We start from the raw sequence: 16504 nt of genomic DNA, 5'->3' as shown, positions 1-16504 counted from the left end.
GCCCGGGGCGGCCGCCGGCTCCGGGCCTCACGCGGCCGAGGCCGCCGGGACCACCCCGTCGCGCGCCCCCGCGAGGTGGTGGAAGGCGCAGGCGGCCGAGGCGAGGGTCGTGTGGTGGTGCCAGCCGGGGTAGGAGCGGCCCTCGAAGTCCCCGAGCCCGAAGTCGTCCGCGGGCGCGCCCGGGGTGGCCGCGGGGTCGTGCCGGGAGGAGAGGGCCAGCAGCCGCTGCACGCGCTCCTGGGCCAGGTTGGTGATCCAGACGCCGGTGACCCGGCGGCTCGCGGCGTCGTACGGGGCGAACAGCCGGTGGACCGCCCGCGTGGCGGGCAGCCCCGGCAGCCGCACCAGGCAGGTCGGCACGCGGACGCCCCGCTCCGGGCCGTCCCCGGCGGGCCGCAGCGCGAGGACGGCGCTGCCGGACCGCTCCAGCAGCGCGCCCGCGCCGACCAGGCCGCCGGAGAGGTCGCCGGGCAGGTACGGCGCCAGCGGCAGGGCGGCGGGGACGGCGACGACGTAGTCGTGCCCGCGGCGGGACAGCTCCCGCACCAGGCGTCCGGCGTCCCGCTCGTGACTCACGTCGGTGACCACGGGCAGCGGGGCCGTGCGGCTCGCCGCCGCCAGGGAGTCGACCAGGTCGAGGACCTGCGCGGTGAGCGGGCGGTCACGGTGGTGGGCCGGGATGCGGGTGCGGGTCCGCAGGTCCTCGTCCTCGCTCCACCGGCCGGGCAGCAGCAGCCGCCAGTCGACCGGCACCCGGGTGTCCGGGCCGGACAGGAACGCGCCCACGCCCGCCTGGCAGTTGATCGTGCGGCCCAGGGCGGGGACGAAGCGGCGGTGCACACCGGCCGAGTGCTCGCCGCGCTTGGGCACGGCGGTGAGCGCGACGGTCCACGCGTCGGCCTCGGCCCGCCGCTCCGCCCAGGTCAGCAGTGCGGTGCGCACCGGTCGCCAGTCCCAGGGGCTCGCGTTCACGAACTGCTGCAGGGACAGCGCGGCCGCCGGACTGCCGGTGGCGGCCGCCAGGTGGCGGATGGACTTCGTGCCCGGTGCGGACAGCAGCCCTTCCAGGTAGACCCGCGCCCAGCGGCGCTGATCGGCCCGGGGCAGTGCGGCGAACAGCTCCTGCGCGAAGGACGCGAGCGCTTCGTCGCCCCGGCGGGCCGGCAGCGGTGTCACGACGTGCGTGGCCATGGTGGTGCTCCTCCCGGTGACGGGAAGAAAAATACATAACGCTCTCTTTTTTTTCCAGCCCGGGGCGAGAGAAGGGGGAAGGGGAGGGGCGCTCGGGGCGAGGCGGGACGGGGCGGGGGCATCTGGGAAGGGTGGGCTCGCGCTTGGCCGGGCCGAGGCGGCGTGGGGCTCGGGCGCCGGGGAGGGACGGGGCGTATGGAAGGGGAGGCGGGCCGCCGGGGAGGGCCGGGGGCCCGGGTCGGTGTCGGGCCGCGACGGAAACGGAATGCGTTTGTGGCAAGTGCCCCTTCAACAGCGGGCGATCGGATGCCAAGCTGGCCGGTGATCCCGCCGGTGGCCCGGCCGTCGCGAGAAGGGGAGCATGACCAAACAGGACAGAGCGCAGCGCACCCGCGCGGCGCTCATCGAGACGGCCGCGGGCGAGTTCGCGCGCGAAGGGTACGCCGGTGCGGCGCTGAGCCGGATCAGCAAGGCCGCCGGGACCTCGGTCGGCGCCGTGACGTTCCACTTCGATTCCAAGGCCGACCTGGCGTCCGCCGTGGTGGACCGGGCGGTCGAGGCCGGTCGCGCGGTGGTCGACCGGGCGGCCGCCACCGAAGGCCCTCCGCTGCGGCGGCTCACCGCCGTCGTCCTGGGGCTGGCGCGGGCGGCCGACGCCGACGTGGCCGTACGGTGCGCGGCGCGGCTGGAGCGGGACGACGCGGTCGGGGACGCCGGGCGCTGGCGGGAGACCTGGTGGCCCGTGGTGCGACGGCTGGCGCAGGAGGCGTACCAGGGCGGCGACCTGCCCGGCGCGGTGTCGGCCGCCGGCACCGCGGATCTCGCCGCGCTGTTCATCCGGAGCATCGGGATGCACGTCGAGGGTTCGGACGACCAGGGCCGCGCCGACGGCGGGTCCGGGGCCGCCCACCTGGCGCGGCTGTGGCAGATCACGCAGCCGGGCATGGCCGACCGGGGACCCGGGGCGGACTGAGCCCGCCCCGGGCCTCAGTCCGCCAGGAGCGGTCGGGTGAGGGGTCCGGGCCCCGGGTCGACGCCGGCCGTGGCCCACACCGCGTCGCTGCGGTACCAGTGGTCCTCGGCGAACAGCCGGAACTGGCGCTCCGTCACCCGCCCCGCGGTGCCGCAGAGGGCGGCCAGGCACTCTGCCAGGGTCCAGGACCGTTCCGGCAGGTCCAGCAGGCCGTTCCGGGCGAGCGCGGTGATCAGGTCCCGGAGGGTGACGGGGGCGGGGTGGCCCGCGTCGTACACGCCGCTCGGGTGGGCGCCCGGCCCAGGGGCCGTGGCGATCCCGGCGGTCAGCCGGGCGAGGTCCGCGACGTGGACGAGGGAGAGCAGGGCGCGTCCGGCGTCCCAGTGGGCCGGGACGCGCCGGACGGCGTCCTGGAGCGCGGGGACCACCCAGCGGTCACCGGGGCCGAGGATCAGCCCGGGTCTGAGCACCGTGCCCCCGGCGGCCAGCACCGGCTCCTCGGCGGCCAGGCGGCTGCGGCTGACCGCCGAGACCGGGTCGGGCGCCAACTCCCCGGCCGCGAGCCCGCGGTGGGGGCCGGCGCCGTACACGGCGGCCGTCGACAGGAGCACGATCCGGGGCGTTCCGGCGCGTCGTGCCTCGGCGACCGCGGCGTGGGTGCCGCGGACGTTGACGGCGTGGCAGCGCTCCTCGTCCGGCCCGATGTAGGAGGCGAACTGCAGGAGCACCTCGCTGCCGTCGCACAGGCCGTGCAGGGACCCGGGCTCGGCGAGGTCGGCCCGCACCCACTCCACCGGGCCGTCGCCGGTGCGCGCCGGCACCTGGCGGGCCACCGCCCGGACCAGGGCGCCCGATCCGGTCAGCTCGCGCAGGACGGCGGACCCGACGAAGCCGGTGGCGCCGAGCAGGGTGACCCTCACCGTTCGGGCGTCCCGCCCGCGCCGGTCCGCGGCTCGACGCGCAGCGACCGGCGGACCTCGTCGACGGCGATCCCGGGCAGCAGGTAGTGCCACAGCAGGACGATCCGCTGCGGCAGGTCGGCGCGGTCGGTCGAGATCTGGGAGAAGAGCTGGGTGCCCGAGAAGCAGCTCACCAGCAGCCAGGACAGATCGCCCACGTCGACGGCGGGCCGCAGCTCGCCGCGCTCCCGCGCGGCGGTGAACTGTTCCCGGAAGACCTCGACCCACTGCTGGTAGGCCTGGTCGTCGCGGAGCCCGAACTCGCCCTGCTCCACGGCGAGTCGCACGCCGCCGCGGAGCACGGGGTTGGTCTGCAGCTGCTCGGCCAGGTAGAGGGTGATGTCGATCAGCCGCTGCAGGCCGTCGGTGCCCCCGGGCAGTTCCAGGTCGTCGCCCTGGCCGATCATCACGGCCCGGGCGAGTCCCTCCTTCGAGCCGAAGTGGAAGTAGACGGCTCCCTGGGTGACCTTCGCCCGTCGGGTGATCTTCGTGACGGAGGCGCCGCTGAAGCCGTACTCGTCGAACACCTCCGCTGCGGCGCGCAGGATGTTCTCCCGTGTCCGCAATGCCCGTTTCTGCAGCGTTCGTTCGCTCTGGTCCCCGGGTTCGCGCACCATGCCGGCCACCTCTCGACAAAAAAACGATCGTTCTTTATCTTACCGGCAGCGCGACAAACCACCGCAGTCCTGACCAGGACCACAGCCGTCCGCCACCACCCGTGGACGGCCCTTTTCCGCGTCGACGCTTCCCGGGGGAGACCAACCCATGCTTGTCCTCACTGCGCAGCACCCGGCCACGGCCACCGCCATCCCGCGCCAGTACGTGCACAAGGCGGCCCAGAGCGAAGTCCTGCTCACCGGCTGGAACGCGCTCGGCGACGACTCCTTCCGGATCGCCGCGCAGTGGCCGCGCGCCCACAGCTACTACGGCGTGTCGGACGGCCGGCACGACCCGATGCTCCTGGTCGAGACCGTCCGTCAGGCCGTTCCGCTGATCAGCCACCTGGGCTACGACGTCCCGTTCGGGCACCGCCAGATCTGGGAGGACCTCAGCTGGACGGTCGACTCCGACGCCCTGTCCTGCGCCATGGTCCCGGCCGAGGTCGAGCTGCGGGTGCGGTGCGGCGAGGTGACACGGCGCGCGGGACGGCTCGCCGCGCTGCGCATGGACATCGAGCTCACCCGTGACGGCGCGCCCCTCGGCACCGCGAGCACCCGCTTCACCAACCAGGCGCCGAAGCTCTACGCCCGCCTGCGCGGCAAGTACGCGGACCTGGAGCAGGCGATCGCCGGGTGCGTCCCGCTGGCGCCGCCGGCCTCGGCGCGGCGGGTGGGCCGGAGCGGCTTCGCGGACGTGGTCCTCTCGCCCAGCGACCGGGCCCACCGGTTCCAGCTGCGCGTCGACCTCGGGCACCCGGTGCTCTTCGACCACCCGGTCGACCACGCGCCGGGCATGCTGCTGCTGGAGGCGGCCCGCCAGGCCGCGCACGAGGCGCTGCACCCGCACCCGGTGCGCGTCACGGGCATGGAGAGCGCCTTCCACCGCTACGTCGAGCTCGACGCGCCGTGCTGGGTCGAGTCCGAGGTGCTGGGGGTCCGACCGGAGGGCACCGCCGTCCGGGTCACCGCCTCGCAGCACGGCCAGGAGGTGTTCACCGCGACCGTGACCGCGAGCGGTGCTGCGGCCCTGCCCGTGACCGCGAGCGGTGCTGCGGCCGTGACTGCGGCCGCCGCCCCGACCGGCGGCGCGGCGTAGGGCGGCAGGGGGCGGCCCGGTCCGACCGCCCCCCTGCGCTCGCGGCGGGTCAGCTCCAGTAGGTCAGGGGCTGCTCGGTGCCGCGCACACCGATGAAGAAGCTCACCGCGGCGCGGTCGCGCCCCTTGGACGGACGCACCGCGTGGATTCGGGACGCGTGGGAGAGGATCAGCATGCCGGCCGACGGCTTGAGCGCCACGGTGGGCTCGGGGATCAGCTCCCGGTTGAGGCCGTAGCTGTCGGCGGTGATGCGCAGCGCGTCGTACTCGGCGTGCTCGTAGCCGCGGGACCACAGCTCCAGCTCGCCGCCCTCCTCCGCGGTCTGCAGGTACAGGTTGGCGGTCATCTGGGTCAGCAGCTCGGGCTTGCCGTCGACCCGGGCGGCGCGGCGCAGGTCCTCCAGCTCCCAGGACAGGAAGTCCTGGTGCGGGATGGCGCCGTTGCCCTCCTGGAAGACCCGGGCCTGGCCGACGAAGAGCGGGTTGCCGTCCAGGTGCTCCATGTTGGCGCCGCCCGGCCACCCCTCCTGGAGCTCCAGGCGCAGCCGGTCGATCGGGGAGAGGTAGGGGGACCAGGCGGAGCGCAGCGACTGCACGGCGTCGACCGCCTCGGAGAAGTAGCGCTTCTCGCGCTCCTCGCTCGACAGGCCCTCGTAGGTGTTCAGGCCCCACTTGTGGACGCCGGGAACGTTCGCGTACTCGCCGTAGAGGCGGTCGCGCATCAGCTGCTCGGTGGCCCGCTCGCAGAGGTCCTGCGGGCAGTAGTCCCGGACGACGATGGCGATGGCCTCGCCGTGGGCCAGGTCGAGGAGGTCCGCGCGGTTGATCCGGTCGGCCTCGATGACGCGGGGGTTCGCCAGCTCGCCGAAGGGCGAAATGACGGGGTCGGCGGCAGTGAGCATGTGCGGGTCCTTTTCCGTGGGATTCCGGCGGGTCCTCGGCCGGGGAAAACCGGTGGAGAACGGTCGGCCGGTGATCGGTCGCCAAGATCGTAGGACAGGCCGGAATGCCGCCGCACGGCCCGGAAACCCGCGTGAATACCGGGCTTCCGCGGCGCTTTGGCGGTTCTTTGGATTCGCCCCCGCGCACCCGTCGCCGGGAACTTCGGCGGGACGTCGCCGGGACCGTCGGCGGGCCCGGCGCCGGCGTTCCGGCCGGGCGGGGGGAGGGGAGTTGCCAAAGTCGTGGCGGGGTGCCGGTCCCGGTCGGCCGCATTTCCCTTGCGGCGCCTCGGTCCGACGTCCGGAGGCCGGCCGGAGCCGGTGGATCCGGACTCCGCCACGAGGTACGTTCACGGTGTTGGGAACCGTCCGGGGAGGACGACGCTTTCCGAGCTCGACGAGGGGTCCGATGTCATCCGAACCGCACCGCCCGGAAATGCCGGGCGCGTCCTATCTGGAATTCCGGGTACTCGGCCATTTCGAGGTCGTGGCCCGCGGCGGGACCGCCTGCACGCCCCGGCCGCTGAAGCAGCGGGCGCTGCTCGCGCTGCTGGTGTCCCAGCACGGCCAGTGCCTCTCGGTCAACGAGCTGGTGCACCTGCTCTGGGACGGCCGGGCCCCCGCCACCGCCCGCGCCGCGCTCCAGGTGTACGTCTCCAAGCTGCGCAAGCACCTGGGGGAGACCGGGTGCGACGGCGGGAGCCTCTCCACCAGCCTCCCCGGCTACGTCCTGCACCTCGGTGAGAACGCCCTCGACCTGCGCGAATTCCGCCGGCTCACCAGGGACCAGGGCGCCGCCTACCCGGAGGACCGGGCCGCCCTGGAGCAGGAGTCCCGGCACCTGCGGCAGGCGCTCGCGCTGTGGCGCGGGCCGGCCCTGGCCGACCTGCGGGACGTCACCGCGCTGGGCGAGCTGGGCGTGGTGCTCGACGAGGCCCGGATGGCGGCCGGCGAGCGGAAGCTGGAGATCGACCTCCTGCTCGGCCGGGAACTCTCGGCGCTCAGCGAATTGCGCGCGCTCGCGCTCCGGTACCCCGAGCGGGAAAAGATCCAGGGCCTCCTGATGACCGCGCTCTACCGCAACGGAAGGGCGGCCGAGGCGCTGGCCGCCTACAACGGTCTGCGCCGGGCCCTCGTCGACCGGCTCGGCATGGATCCGGGCCATCGGCTCAACCGGTTGCACCGCGCGATCCTCAATCGCGAGAAATGGCTCGAAGAACGCAAGGACGGCCTCTTCGCCCCTGCGGTGTGAACGCCCGTCGAAAAGATCAGAAGTGAATGGTGGCAAGGCCTGCCGGATTTCCGGCGGGCCTTGTCCGGCATTCCCGGGAAAACCCGCTAAAGCGCCGCCAAAGCGGCTCCGTCGATCCGCTGAAAAACGGCCCGGGAAAGGCTGTCCGGGCTAGGCGTGCCACCGCACCGGCCAGTACGGTGTCCCGGAACTCCTTTACTGAGCCGGATCTCCTTGTGCCGGTTCTCCGCAATGGGACGGATTACCGTGCGAATAAAAACAGTCGAGCAGACCCTCCAGGATCTGCGGAGTACCGAGGGCGGCGGACGGCTGCGCCGGGACCTGGGCTGGTTCGACCTCGTCGTGACCGGCGTCGGCATGGTGCTGGGTACCGGGATCTTCGTCTTCACCGGACAGGTGGCCAAGCAGATGGCCGGTCCCGCGGTGGCCCTCTCCTTCGTGCTGGCGGCGGTCATCTGCGGCTGCGCCGCGCTCTGTTACGCGGAGCTGGCCTCGTCGCTGCCGGTGGCGGGCTCGGCGTACACCTTCGCCTACACCACCCTGGGCGAGACCGCGGCCTGGGTCATCGGCTGGGCCATGATGCTCGAACTCACGCTCTCCGCCTGCGTGGTGGCCGTGGGCTGGTCCGGGTACCTGCAGTCGATGCTGGACAGCGTCGGCGTCCACCTGCCGGCCGCGCTCAGCGGTGGTGAGGGGTCCGTGGTCAACCTGCCGGCCGCGCTGCTGATCGTCGTGCTGGTCGGCGTGCTGGTGGTGGGCGGTTCGGTCTCCAAGAGCGCCACCCGGGCGCTGGTCGCCGTGAAGCTCGTCGTCGTGCTGGTGGTCGTCGGCGTGGGCGTCTTCTTCGTCAGCGCCTCCAACTACACCCCGTTCGTGCCGAGTTCGGAGCCCAGCGAGGCGGCTTCGGGGATGAGTCAGCCGCTCCTGCAGTGGCTCGGCGGCGGGGTCCCGTCCGCCTTCGGCGTCAGCGGCGTGGTGACCGCCGCCGCCATGGTGTTCGTGTCGTACATCGGGTTCGACGTCGTCGCGACCTCCGCCGAGGAGACCCGCAAGCCGCAGCGGGACCTGCCGATCGGACTGCTCGGATCCCTCGCGGTGGTGACCGTGCTGTACGTGGCCGTCAGCCTGGTCATCACCGGCATGCAGTCCTACCGGGACCTCTCGGTGGAGGCGCCGGTGGCCGACGCCTTCAAGGCCGTCGGACAGCCGGCCGTCGCGGGTCTGATCAGCGTCGGCGTGGTCGTCGGCCTGGTGACCGTCTGCATGGTGAGCATCCGGGGGCAGAGCCGGGTGCTGCTGGCGATGAGCCGGGACCGGCTGCTGCCGCCCGCCTTCGCCGCCGTCCACCCCCGGTTCGCCACCCCGCACCGCAGCCTGCTGGTGCTGGGCGCCGTCATGGCCGTGCTCTCGGGCTTCGTCGACATCGGGGTGCTGGCGGACCTGGTGAACATCGACACCCTCTTCGCCTTCATGCTGGTCTCGGTGGGCGTCGTGGTCCTGCGCCGCACCCGCCCCGACCTGGCCCGGCCCTTCCGGGTGCCGCTGGTCCCGCTGCTGCCGGGCGTCTCCTTCGTCGCCTGCCTGTACCTGATGCTCAACCTCCAACTGCTGACCTGGGTGACCTTCGTCGTCTGGCTCGCCGTCGGCCTGGTGCTGTACGCGGCGTACGGCCGGCGCCACAGCCGCCTCGCCCCGACCACCGGGCCGGCCGAGCCCGCTCCGGCCTCCCGGCCGGACTCCGCCCCCGTCCCCGGTTCGGCCTCCCGGCCGGACTCCGCTCCGGCGGACGCCACCCGGGACGAGTGGGTGCCGGACGCCCCCGCGGCGGTGTAGCCGCGCCCCGGTGCCCCGCCGCCGGCCCCCCACCCCCGACGCCGGGGCCCGAGGCGGACCGACCGAAACGAGATCCCGACCGGGACCCGACCAACGAACAGGCTGTGAATCGATGCGCCTCCCGAAAGCGTTCTGGCTGCTGTGGCTCGGACAAGCGTGCAACCGGATCGGCACGCTCGCCCCCGCCTTCCTGGTGCTCTACCTGGAGCAGGGCGAGCTGGTGAACTCCCGGACGACGCCCGTCATCGTCGGGCTCTTCGGAGCGGGCGTCGTCGCCTCCGGGCTGGTGGGCGGTGCCGTCGCGGACGCCGTCGGCCCCCGGCGCACCATCATCGCGGCCCAACCGCTCGCAGCCGCCACGGCCCTGGCGTTCCTCGCGACGAGCAACGAGTCGATGCTCTGCCTGCTCTCGCTGCTCACCGGCTTCCTGTCCGCCGTGGACCGCCCGGCCGGCGCCGGGTTGATCGCCAAGATCGTGCCGCCGGAGGACTTCGCCCGGGCCTACAGCCTCTACATGGTGGGGTTCAACGTCGGGATGTCCCTGGGGCCGGTGCTCTCCGGCGTCCTGCTGGCGGCCTGCCCGTCGGCGCTGTTCGTCGTCTGGGCGGCGTGCAGCGGCCTCTACGCCCTGCTGGTCTGCGCGCTCCCCGCCGACGACGCCCGGCGGACGGCCGGCCCGGACGACACCTCGGTGCTGCGCGCCGCCGTCCGGGGTGTCGCCGAGCCCTTCCGCTCCCGGGTCATGCTGGTCTTCCTGTCGCTCACCTTCCTGATGGCCTGCGTCTACCTCCAGGTGAACTCGACGCTCCCGCTGGGGATGCGCGCCGAGGGGCTGGGCCCGGGCCGGATCGGGCTGGTGCTCGCCGTCAACGCGGTGCTCTCCGTGGTCCTGCTGCCGCTGGTGCCCCGGGTCATCGCGGGCATGCCCGAGGTGGTGCCGATCATGCTGGCCAGCGGCCTGGTCGCGGTGGGCTTCGGACTCAACGTGTTCGCGCACGGCGTCCCGGTGTTCGTCGTCACCACGGTGATCTGGACGCTCGGCGAGGTGCTCTGGACGACGGTCTCGGCGACCTTCGTCGCGAAGCGGGCGCCCGCGGGCCGGGTCAGCACCTACCAGGGGTCGTTCTTCTTCGCCTGGAACGCGGCGTTCGTGGCCGGCGGGCCCGTCGGCATCGCCGTGGCGACCTCGTACGGGTACGCCACCCTCTGGCTCGCCGCCCTCGGCCTCGGACTCGCCGTCACGCTGGGCTTCCGCGCCCTGGCCGGGATGCCCGGCTTCCATCCGGCGCCCGGTGCCTCGCCAGCCGCTCCCGCCGCCTCCGCCGCCGGTCCCGCTGGCACCGCCTCCGCCGCCGGTCCCGCCGCCGCTGCCGCCGACGCGCACACCCACTGACTCCCCACCCGGGGAACCGAGTTGACAGGATGACCATGAACTCCGCAGACCGCAGGCCCGTCGCCGTCGTCGTCGACGGCTACTCCGCCGGGAACTTCTACCCCGCCGCCTTCGCCCGGATCGGCGCCGACCTCGTCCACGTGCAGAGCACGCCCGAGCTCATCACCTCGATGGCCCCGCCGAACTTCGCGGACTACCTGGCCAACGTGGTCGGCTCCGACGAGCAGGACCTCGTCGAGCGGCTCCGCGCGTACGCCCCGGTCTGCGTCGTGGCGGGCCAGGACGGCGCCGTGCCGATGGCGGACCGGCTGGGCGAGCTGCTGGGCGTGCCGTCCAACGGCTCCGCGCTCTCCCGGGCCCGGCGCGACAAGTACGAGATGATCGAGACGCTCCGCCGGGCCGGGGTGCGCTGCGCCCGGCAGTTCAAGAGCACGGACCCCGCGGCCGTGGCCGCGTGGGCGCAGGAGCACGACGACTTCCCGGTCGTGGTCAAGCCGCTGAGCTCGGCCGGATCGGACGGCGTGCGGATCTGCCGCGACGCGGCCGAGGTCCTCGCGGCCGCCGAGGCCGTCCTCGCCTCGCAGAACATCTTCGGCGCCTCGAACACCGAGATCCTGGTGCAGTCCTACCTCCGGGGCACCGAGTACATCGTGGACACCGTCAGCTGCGACGGGCAGCGGTACACCTGCGGCGTCTGGGAGTACGAGAAGACGCTGCTGTCCTCCGGCCGGAACATCTACAACCGTGACCTCCTGGCCGACCCGGAGGGGGAGCTGGTCCCGGCGCTCACCTCGTACATCGACGAGGTGCTGGCGGCCCTGGACGTGCGCTGGGGCCCCGCGCACGCCGAGGTCATCGTGACGGAGGAGGGCCCGGTGCTGGTGGAGATCGGCACCCGGCTCAACGGGAACCTCCACGCGGACTTCCACGACCTCTGCCTCGGCCACAACCAGGCGGGCCTCACCGCGGAGGCGTACGTCCGGCCGGAGCGCTTCACCGAGCGGTACGGCGACCGGACGTACCGCAAGCTCCGGCCCGCCGCGGTCTACAACGCCCCCACCGCCTTCGAGGGCGTGGTGGCCTCCGTCGACCAGTCGGTGGTCGACGAGATCGCCGGCCTGGAGAGCGTCTTCAGCCTGGCGGTGAAGCTCCGGCCCGGGGCGCGCATCACCCCGACCGTCGACCTGCTGACCAGCCCGCTGCGCGCGCACCTCACCGCGGAGCGCGAGGAGCAGCTCACGGCCGACTACGAGCGGCTCGCCAAGCTGAAGGACCACGTCTACCGGCTCGCGTGACGGGCCTCCCGGCCGTGCGCCCGGGCCTGCGGCCGGATCCCCGGCCGGAGGCCCGTCGGCCTTTCCTGCCCCTCCGGTGAACTCCGCCGGAGGGGCCGGAAAGGCTGCGCTGCGCATGCGTATGCGGGCGTCCCGGACGTGCGTAACAGGGGATTTCAGTATGTACCGGGCCTCGGCGGGCGTGGTCGAATGACCGGGTAGTCGCTGGTGCCGGGGGCGGGCGGCCGGCCCTGGGCGGGGTGCGGGAAATCCCCCCGCGAACGGGTCGGAATTACCTCCTCTGGGCAGACCGAGGAAAAAGAGGTAACCGTGGCCGAGCATTTCCTTTCCGCCTATCTCACGCCGCCGGGGCCGGGTGCGGTCTTCTCGGTCCGGCACGACCAGAACGTCGCGCTGTGGCGCCGGGACGGCGCGGACGTCGAACTGGTGCGGGTGTGGGAGCTGGAGCGGATCAGCGGGCAGAAGCACCACTTCTGGCCGCTGTACACCGAGGGCCGGGCCGAGGCCTTCCTGTCGGCGCTGCTGGCGGAGGAGGGGCTGACCCTCGACGACGTGACGGCGACCTGGGGCACGCCGGGGCTGCCGAAGGCGCGGCCGGTGCCGAAGCCGGCCGGGTCGGAGGAGTTCCCGCTGCACAGCCTGGCGCACCTGTTCAGCGGGGTGCTGCGGGACGTCCCGCTGTTCCGCGAGGGCCAGATCATCGGTATGGCGATCGACGCGCTGCCCGACTACGCGCAGGAGAGCCGCCCGAACACCTACTGGTACGCCGGCTGCGTGGTGAAGCAGGGGCGGATCACCTTCGAGCCGGTGGAGTCCCCCGGCCCGCTGTACACCGCCGCCGAGACGGTGTTCGGCCTGGAGCCCGGCTCGCTGATGGCGCTGGCCTCCGCCTCCACCGCGGAGATCGAGTTCGACGCCGAGGCCGCGATCGCGGACGTCACCTTCTTCGGCGGCTCCGCGACCCAGCCCTGGAAGGCCGCGCACGACCTCGTCCGCTCGGTGGTGGCCGCCGCCGACGAGCAGCTCGCCGGCGCCGTGCTGGACGACTCGCTCAGCCACGAGGACCACCTGCGCAGCGCGGTCATGAAGGTCATCCAGCGCTGCTGCGAGGGCGTCGCGATCCGCAACGTGGAGCGGCTGCTGGAGGTCGGCGGCATCCGCGCCGAGGACACCCACCTGTCCACCAGCGGCGGCTACGCGCTGAACTGCCCCACCAACACGCTGCTGATGGACCGCTTCGGCTTCAAGGGCCTGGTCACCCCGCCGTGCGCCAACGACTCCGGCCAGGGCATCGGCCTCGGCCTGCTCGGCCTGTACGGGGCCGGCGCGCTGGAGGAGTCCGGGCTGCGGATCGTCTCGCCGTACTACGGCCGGGACGTGCGGGACGTCGAGGAGGCGCTGGCCGAGTTCGCGCCGTGGATCGCCTCGGTGACGGACTTCGAGGCGGAGCGGTTCGTCGCCGACGTCTCGGACGGCGTGATCGCCTGGGTGGACGGCCGGGCCGAGCTCGGGCCGCGCGCGCTGGGCCACCGCAGCCTGATCGGCGACCCGCGCTCGCTCAAGGTCAAGGACCTGCTGAACGCGTACAAGCGGCGCCAGTGGTGGCGCCCGGTCGCGCCGATGGTGATGGCCGAGCACACCGGCGAGTGGTTCGCCTCGGACCGCGAGTCGCCGTACATGCTGGAGGCGGTCCAGGTCCGGCCGGAAGTGCGGGACTTGGTGCCCGCGATCGTCCACCTGGACGGCTCGGCCCGGCACCAGACGGTGACCGCCGAGTCCAACCCCCGGCTGCACCGGGCGCTGGACGCGTTCCGGGCCGCGACCGGGGTGCCGATCCTGTGCAACACCTCGCTCAACGACAAGGCCGAGGCGGTCGTCGACCAGGCCGCGCAGGCGCTCAACTTCTGCGTCCGCAAGGGCGTTCCGGTGCTCTACCTGTGCGGGCGGCGGGTCGAGCTGCGCGCCGAGCCGGTGCCGGCCACGCCCGCGCCGACCGAGCCGCGCGGACGCGCGCTGGAGTACTTCGCCGGGCAGGAGGCGGACCGCGACGCGCTGTGGCAGGGCTGGCTGGACGCCGGGTACACCGTCGAGGGCATGTACCACCTGTCGCGCAGCCACCAGCTGCGCGCCGAGCAGGAGCTGTCCACGCCGGAGCGGGTCAACCTGCTGGCCGCGTACCGGATGACGGTGGACCCGTCGTTCCGCGGGCTGGTCGAGAACTTCCGCCGCACGCACGGGCCGGGCGGCTCCTTCGTCGACCCGTCCACGCTGACCGGGGCGTTCGGGGTGATCAACCCGCTGCGCCGCTCGCGCTAGGCGGCGCCGCCCGGGCGGGAACGGCCGGGCGGGAACGGCCGGGAGGGAACGGCCGGGAGGGAACGGCCGGGCGGGAACGGGTCGGGGGGTGAGGCTTCGAAGCCTCACCCCCCGACCCGTCGGTGTTCCCGCTAAGCCGCCCGGTGCGGCCCCCACCGTCAGTAGCGCGGCTTCCGGGTCAGCGCGAGGCCGCCCAGCAGGAAGGCGACGCCGAGCACGCCGGCGACGACCGCGTCGGTGGTCTGGGCGGGCTTGTGGCTGGCGTCCATCACGGCGGTGATGAGCCCGGCCACGGCGCTGATGTAGCAGAAGATGGTGATGAAGATCTTGACCTTCGGGTGCATGACGGTTCCTTTCGGTGCTGCGCTCAGGTGGTTTCCTGCGGTCCGCGGCCCGCGGGTGCGGTCGCGGCGGCGGTGAGGCCGAGCAGCATCACCCAGGCGTCGGGGTCCGACCGGAAGCGGTTCCAGCGGTCCGCGGCGAGGGCGAGTTCGGCCAGCGAGAGGACGCCCCTGGCCACCAGCGGCTCCAGGCGACGGGGGCCGAGCTGGGGGGCGAAGGCGTCGGTGGGGTGGTCGTCGTTGGTGGTGGCGAAAGGGCGCAGCACGACCTCGTCGAAGCCGGCCGCGCGCAGCAGCCGGGGCAGCCGTCGGCCGATCGACCGGTCGCCGCCGTCGGCGCGCTGGGCGGCGGCCATCTTGGCGTGCACGCCCGCGAGTTCGGGGTACGAGGGCTCGGCCGCGCCCCACAGCGCGGAGTCGACCTCGGTGCAGGCGACCCGGCCGCCGGGCTTCAGCACCCGGCGGACCTCGGTGAGCACGGCGGCCGGGTCGGGGACGTGCTGGAGGACGTAGCGGAGCAGGACGAAGTCCACGCTCGCGTCCGGCAGCGGCAGGTCGGCGCCGTCGGCGACCAGCAGGGTGACGCCGGGGCCGGCCGCGTGGGCGAGCAGGTCGCCGTCGATGTCGGCGGCGATCAGGGTGGTGCCGGCGGGCAGCGCGGCGCGCAGCCGCCGGGTCACCGCGCCGGGGCCGGCGCCGAGTTCGAGGACGGTGCGGTCCGCGCCCTCGGTGCCGCTCTCCAGGCCGAGTTCGCGCAGGATGCGCAACTCCTCGGGGAAGGAGAGCGCGGCCTGCGCCTCCAGCCGGTCGAGTTCGGCGGACAGGCCGCCGCCGGTGGTGCGGGCCGGGTCGTAGGACCCGCCGAGGGGACGGACGGCCGTGCTCATCGGGGCCTCGCGATCATCGTCATGCCGTGCTTGGGGCGGAGGGTGACCAGGGCCTCGGGCTCCACCGGGAAGCCCTCGACCAGTTCCAGCCGGACGGACTGCAGCAGCGTGGCGAGCACCAGGACGGCCTCCAGCATCGCGAAGTGCTGTCCGACGCAGATCCGGTCGCCGCCGCCGAACGGCAGGTAGAGGTGGCTGGGCAGGGTGGCGCCGTCGAAGCGGTCCGGGCGGTAGGCGTCCGGGGCGTCCCAGTGGTCGGGGTGGCGGTGCAGCACCCACTGGCTGACGCACACCAGGGTGCCGGGCTCGACGTCGTACCCGCCGATGACGTCGTGATCGACGGCCCGCCGGGAGATCAGCCAGACCGGCGGGTAGAGCCGCATCGCCTCCTGGATCGCCCGGCGGCAGGCCGGGAGGTCCTGGAGGTCGGCGGCGGTCGGCGGGCGGCCGCCGAGGACGCGGTCCACCTCCTCGCGGACCTTGGCGAGCTCCTCGGGGTGGCGGTCGAGCAGGTAGAGCGTCCAGGTCAGCGACTTGGCGGTGGTCTCGTGGCCGGCCATCACGATGGTCAGCACCTGGTCGCGCAGGTCCTCGTCGGAGACCAGGTGGTCGGTGGACATCATGGTGTCCAGCAGGTCGCCGCCCGCGGTGCTGGTGCCGCCCGCGCGCCGGGCGGCGATCAGGGTGCGGGTGACGGTGTCGAGGAAGACCCGGGCGCGGCCGAAGCCGGCGAACCGTCGGGCGGTGTCGGCCGGGTCGGGGTCCGGGTTCGGTACGTAGTGGCCGATGCAGCGGTTGACGGCGTCCACCGCGCGGCCGAAGCCCTCGCCGATGCCGTCGATGTCGGCGCCGAGGATGGCGCGGGTGAGGATGCCGAGGGTGAGCGCGGTGAGGTGCTGGTCCACCTCCAGCGGGGCGCCGGACTCCACGGACGGGCGCCAGCGCTCCAGCATGCCGGCGGTGGCCTCGGTGACGATCCCGTCGAAGGTGCGGACGGCGCTGGGGCGGAAGGCCGGGGCGGTGAGGTGCCGCTGGCGGGCCCAGTCGGCGCCGTTGCTGGTCAGCAGCCCGTTGCCGAGCAGCGGGCGCAGCATGGCGTCGTCCGGGGTGCCCTCCTTGGTGTAGTTGGCACCGTTGTCCTTGAGCACGTGCTTGGCGTACTCGGGCCGGTTGAGCAGGTAGACGGTCTCGCCGTCCGCGCGGTGGCGGGTGACGTCGCCGTAGCGGCGGGCCAGGCCGGTGATGAAGTCGAGCGGCGACTCCCTCATCAGCGCCATGTCGACGTCCTCGGCAGGACCTGGCGGGACGGTGTGCGTAGGCACGGTGCGGACCACCCCCGTGATTCCTCTCGATGCTTACCCGGGACCCC

Annotated in this window: 14 protein-coding genes; 7 read left to right on the top strand and 7 right to left on the bottom strand. The window is 73.6% G+C overall.

Annotated elements, in window-relative coordinates; translation table 11 throughout:
• Positions 1 to 27: 27 nt before the first annotated feature.
• Entirely contained in the window at positions 28 to 1191 is a 1164-nt protein-coding gene (locus ACZ6Y7_RS00450; RefSeq protein ID WP_465755665.1) for an IS701 family transposase, read from the bottom strand.
• A 361-nt stretch (positions 1192 to 1552) separates the two neighbouring features.
• Here ACZ6Y7_RS00450 and ACZ6Y7_RS00445 point away from each other — a divergent pair, with 361 nt between their 5' ends.
• A complete protein-coding gene (locus ACZ6Y7_RS00445) occupies positions 1553 to 2164 on the top strand; it encodes a TetR family transcriptional regulator (protein ID WP_465755664.1) in 612 nt (203 codons plus the stop codon).
• A gap of 14 nt (positions 2165 to 2178) precedes the next feature.
• Here ACZ6Y7_RS00445 and ACZ6Y7_RS00440 read toward each other — a convergent pair whose 3' ends face one another.
• Both ACZ6Y7_RS00440 and ACZ6Y7_RS00435 read right to left on the bottom strand, forming a co-directional pair.
• Positions 2179 to 3084 carry an NAD-dependent epimerase/dehydratase family protein gene (locus ACZ6Y7_RS00440; protein WP_465755663.1) on the bottom strand — a complete coding sequence of 302 codons (906 nt, stop codon included), beginning with the start codon at positions 3082 to 3084 and terminating at the stop codon, positions 2179 to 2181.
• A complete protein-coding gene (locus ACZ6Y7_RS00435) occupies positions 3081 to 3740 on the bottom strand; it encodes a ScbR family autoregulator-binding transcription factor (RefSeq protein ID WP_465755662.1) in 660 nt (219 codons plus the stop codon). Before ACZ6Y7_RS00435 ends, ACZ6Y7_RS00440 begins: the two co-directional genes overlap by 4 nt.
• A 148-nt stretch (positions 3741 to 3888) precedes the next feature.
• Between ACZ6Y7_RS00435 and ACZ6Y7_RS00430 the strand changes: the two genes are divergently transcribed.
• On the top strand, positions 3889 to 4878 hold the full coding sequence (locus tag ACZ6Y7_RS00430) for a ScbA/BarX family gamma-butyrolactone biosynthesis protein (RefSeq protein ID WP_465755661.1): 990 nt from the start codon (positions 3889 to 3891) through the stop codon (positions 4876 to 4878).
• 49 nt (positions 4879 to 4927) lie between these two features.
• Here ACZ6Y7_RS00430 and ACZ6Y7_RS00425 read toward each other — a convergent pair whose 3' ends face one another.
• Entirely contained in the window at positions 4928 to 5779 is an 852-nt protein-coding gene (locus ACZ6Y7_RS00425) for a 2OG-Fe(II) oxygenase (RefSeq protein WP_465755660.1), read from the bottom strand.
• A 448-nt stretch (positions 5780 to 6227) separates the two neighbouring features.
• On the opposite strand from ACZ6Y7_RS00425, the gene ACZ6Y7_RS00420 reads away from it, so the two are divergent.
• The 5 genes from ACZ6Y7_RS00420 (at position 6228) to ACZ6Y7_RS00400 (ending at position 13907) form a co-directional block, all read left to right on the top strand.
• Positions 6228 to 7070 (top strand): AfsR/SARP family transcriptional regulator, encoded by an 843-nt coding sequence (locus tag ACZ6Y7_RS00420; protein ID WP_465755659.1) that lies wholly within the window; start codon positions 6228 to 6230, stop codon positions 7068 to 7070.
• Between the two features lie 231 nt (positions 7071 to 7301).
• Positions 7302 to 8903, top strand: coding sequence for an amino acid permease (locus ACZ6Y7_RS00415; protein ID WP_465755658.1), 1602 nt, complete (start codon positions 7302 to 7304; stop codon positions 8901 to 8903).
• 112 nt (positions 8904 to 9015) lie between these two features.
• Positions 9016 to 10296, top strand: coding sequence for an MFS transporter (locus tag ACZ6Y7_RS00410; RefSeq protein WP_465755657.1), 1281 nt, complete (start codon positions 9016 to 9018; stop codon positions 10294 to 10296).
• Between the two features lie 35 nt (positions 10297 to 10331).
• On the top strand, positions 10332 to 11591 hold the full coding sequence (locus ACZ6Y7_RS00405) for an ATP-grasp domain-containing protein (RefSeq protein ID WP_465755656.1): 1260 nt from the start codon (positions 10332 to 10334) through the stop codon (positions 11589 to 11591).
• Between the two features lie 309 nt (positions 11592 to 11900).
• Complete coding sequence (locus ACZ6Y7_RS00400; RefSeq protein ID WP_465755655.1) at positions 11901 to 13907, top strand: carbamoyltransferase C-terminal domain-containing protein; 2007 nt, start codon at positions 11901 to 11903, stop codon at positions 13905 to 13907.
• Positions 13908 to 14065: 158 nt separating this feature from the next.
• On the opposite strand, the gene ACZ6Y7_RS00395 is transcribed toward ACZ6Y7_RS00400, so the two are convergent.
• The 3 genes from ACZ6Y7_RS00395 to ACZ6Y7_RS00385 are packed head-to-tail and all read right to left on the bottom strand — an operon-like array spanning position 14066 to position 16412.
• Positions 14066 to 14251 (bottom strand): hypothetical protein, encoded by a 186-nt coding sequence (locus ACZ6Y7_RS00395; protein ID WP_030245889.1) that lies wholly within the window; start codon positions 14249 to 14251, stop codon positions 14066 to 14068.
• 23 nt (positions 14252 to 14274) lie between these two features.
• Positions 14275 to 15135: a class I SAM-dependent methyltransferase gene (locus ACZ6Y7_RS00390; RefSeq protein WP_465755654.1), complete on the bottom strand. Its 861-nt coding sequence runs from the start codon at positions 15133 to 15135 to the stop codon at positions 14275 to 14277.
• Entirely contained in the window at positions 15132 to 16412 is a 1281-nt protein-coding gene (locus ACZ6Y7_RS00385; protein ID WP_465755653.1) for a cytochrome P450, read from the bottom strand. The genes ACZ6Y7_RS00390 and ACZ6Y7_RS00385 overlap by 4 nt, the downstream gene beginning before the upstream one ends.
• Between the last annotated feature and the right edge of the window lie 92 nt (positions 16413 to 16504).

This window comes from Kitasatospora sp. NPDC053308, from assembly GCF_055585785.1.
This window is presented reverse-complemented; position numbering and strand designations above follow the sequence as displayed.

Coding starts and splice junctions, on each gene's coding strand:
- ACZ6Y7_RS00435 (WP_465755662.1), bottom strand. CDS start 3,740: ATGGTGCGCGAACCCGGGGACCAGAGCGAACGAACGCTGCAGAAACGG.
- ACZ6Y7_RS00425 (WP_465755660.1), bottom strand. CDS start 5,779: ATGCTCACTGCCGCCGACCCCGTCATTTCGCCCTTCGGCGAGCTGGCG.
- ACZ6Y7_RS00415 (WP_465755658.1), top strand. CDS start 7,302: ATGGGACGGATTACCGTGCGAATAAAAACAGTCGAGCAGACCCTCCAG.
- ACZ6Y7_RS00405 (WP_465755656.1), top strand. CDS start 10,332: ATGAACTCCGCAGACCGCAGGCCCGTCGCCGTCGTCGTCGACGGCTAC.
- ACZ6Y7_RS00385 (WP_465755653.1), bottom strand. CDS start 16,412: ATGGCGCTGATGAGGGAGTCGCCGCTCGACTTCATCACCGGCCTGGCC.
- ACZ6Y7_RS00410 (WP_465755657.1), top strand. CDS start 9,016: ATGCGCCTCCCGAAAGCGTTCTGGCTGCTGTGGCTCGGACAAGCGTGC.
- ACZ6Y7_RS00445 (WP_465755664.1), top strand. CDS start 1,553: ATGACCAAACAGGACAGAGCGCAGCGCACCCGCGCGGCGCTCATCGAG.
- ACZ6Y7_RS00450 (WP_465755665.1), bottom strand. CDS start 1,191: ATGGCCACGCACGTCGTGACACCGCTGCCGGCCCGCCGGGGCGACGAA.
- ACZ6Y7_RS00395 (WP_030245889.1), bottom strand. CDS start 14,251: ATGCACCCGAAGGTCAAGATCTTCATCACCATCTTCTGCTACATCAGC.
- ACZ6Y7_RS00390 (WP_465755654.1), bottom strand. CDS start 15,135: ATGAGCACGGCCGTCCGTCCCCTCGGCGGGTCCTACGACCCGGCCCGC.
- ACZ6Y7_RS00430 (WP_465755661.1), top strand. CDS start 3,889: ATGCTTGTCCTCACTGCGCAGCACCCGGCCACGGCCACCGCCATCCCG.
- ACZ6Y7_RS00420 (WP_465755659.1), top strand. CDS start 6,228: ATGTCATCCGAACCGCACCGCCCGGAAATGCCGGGCGCGTCCTATCTG.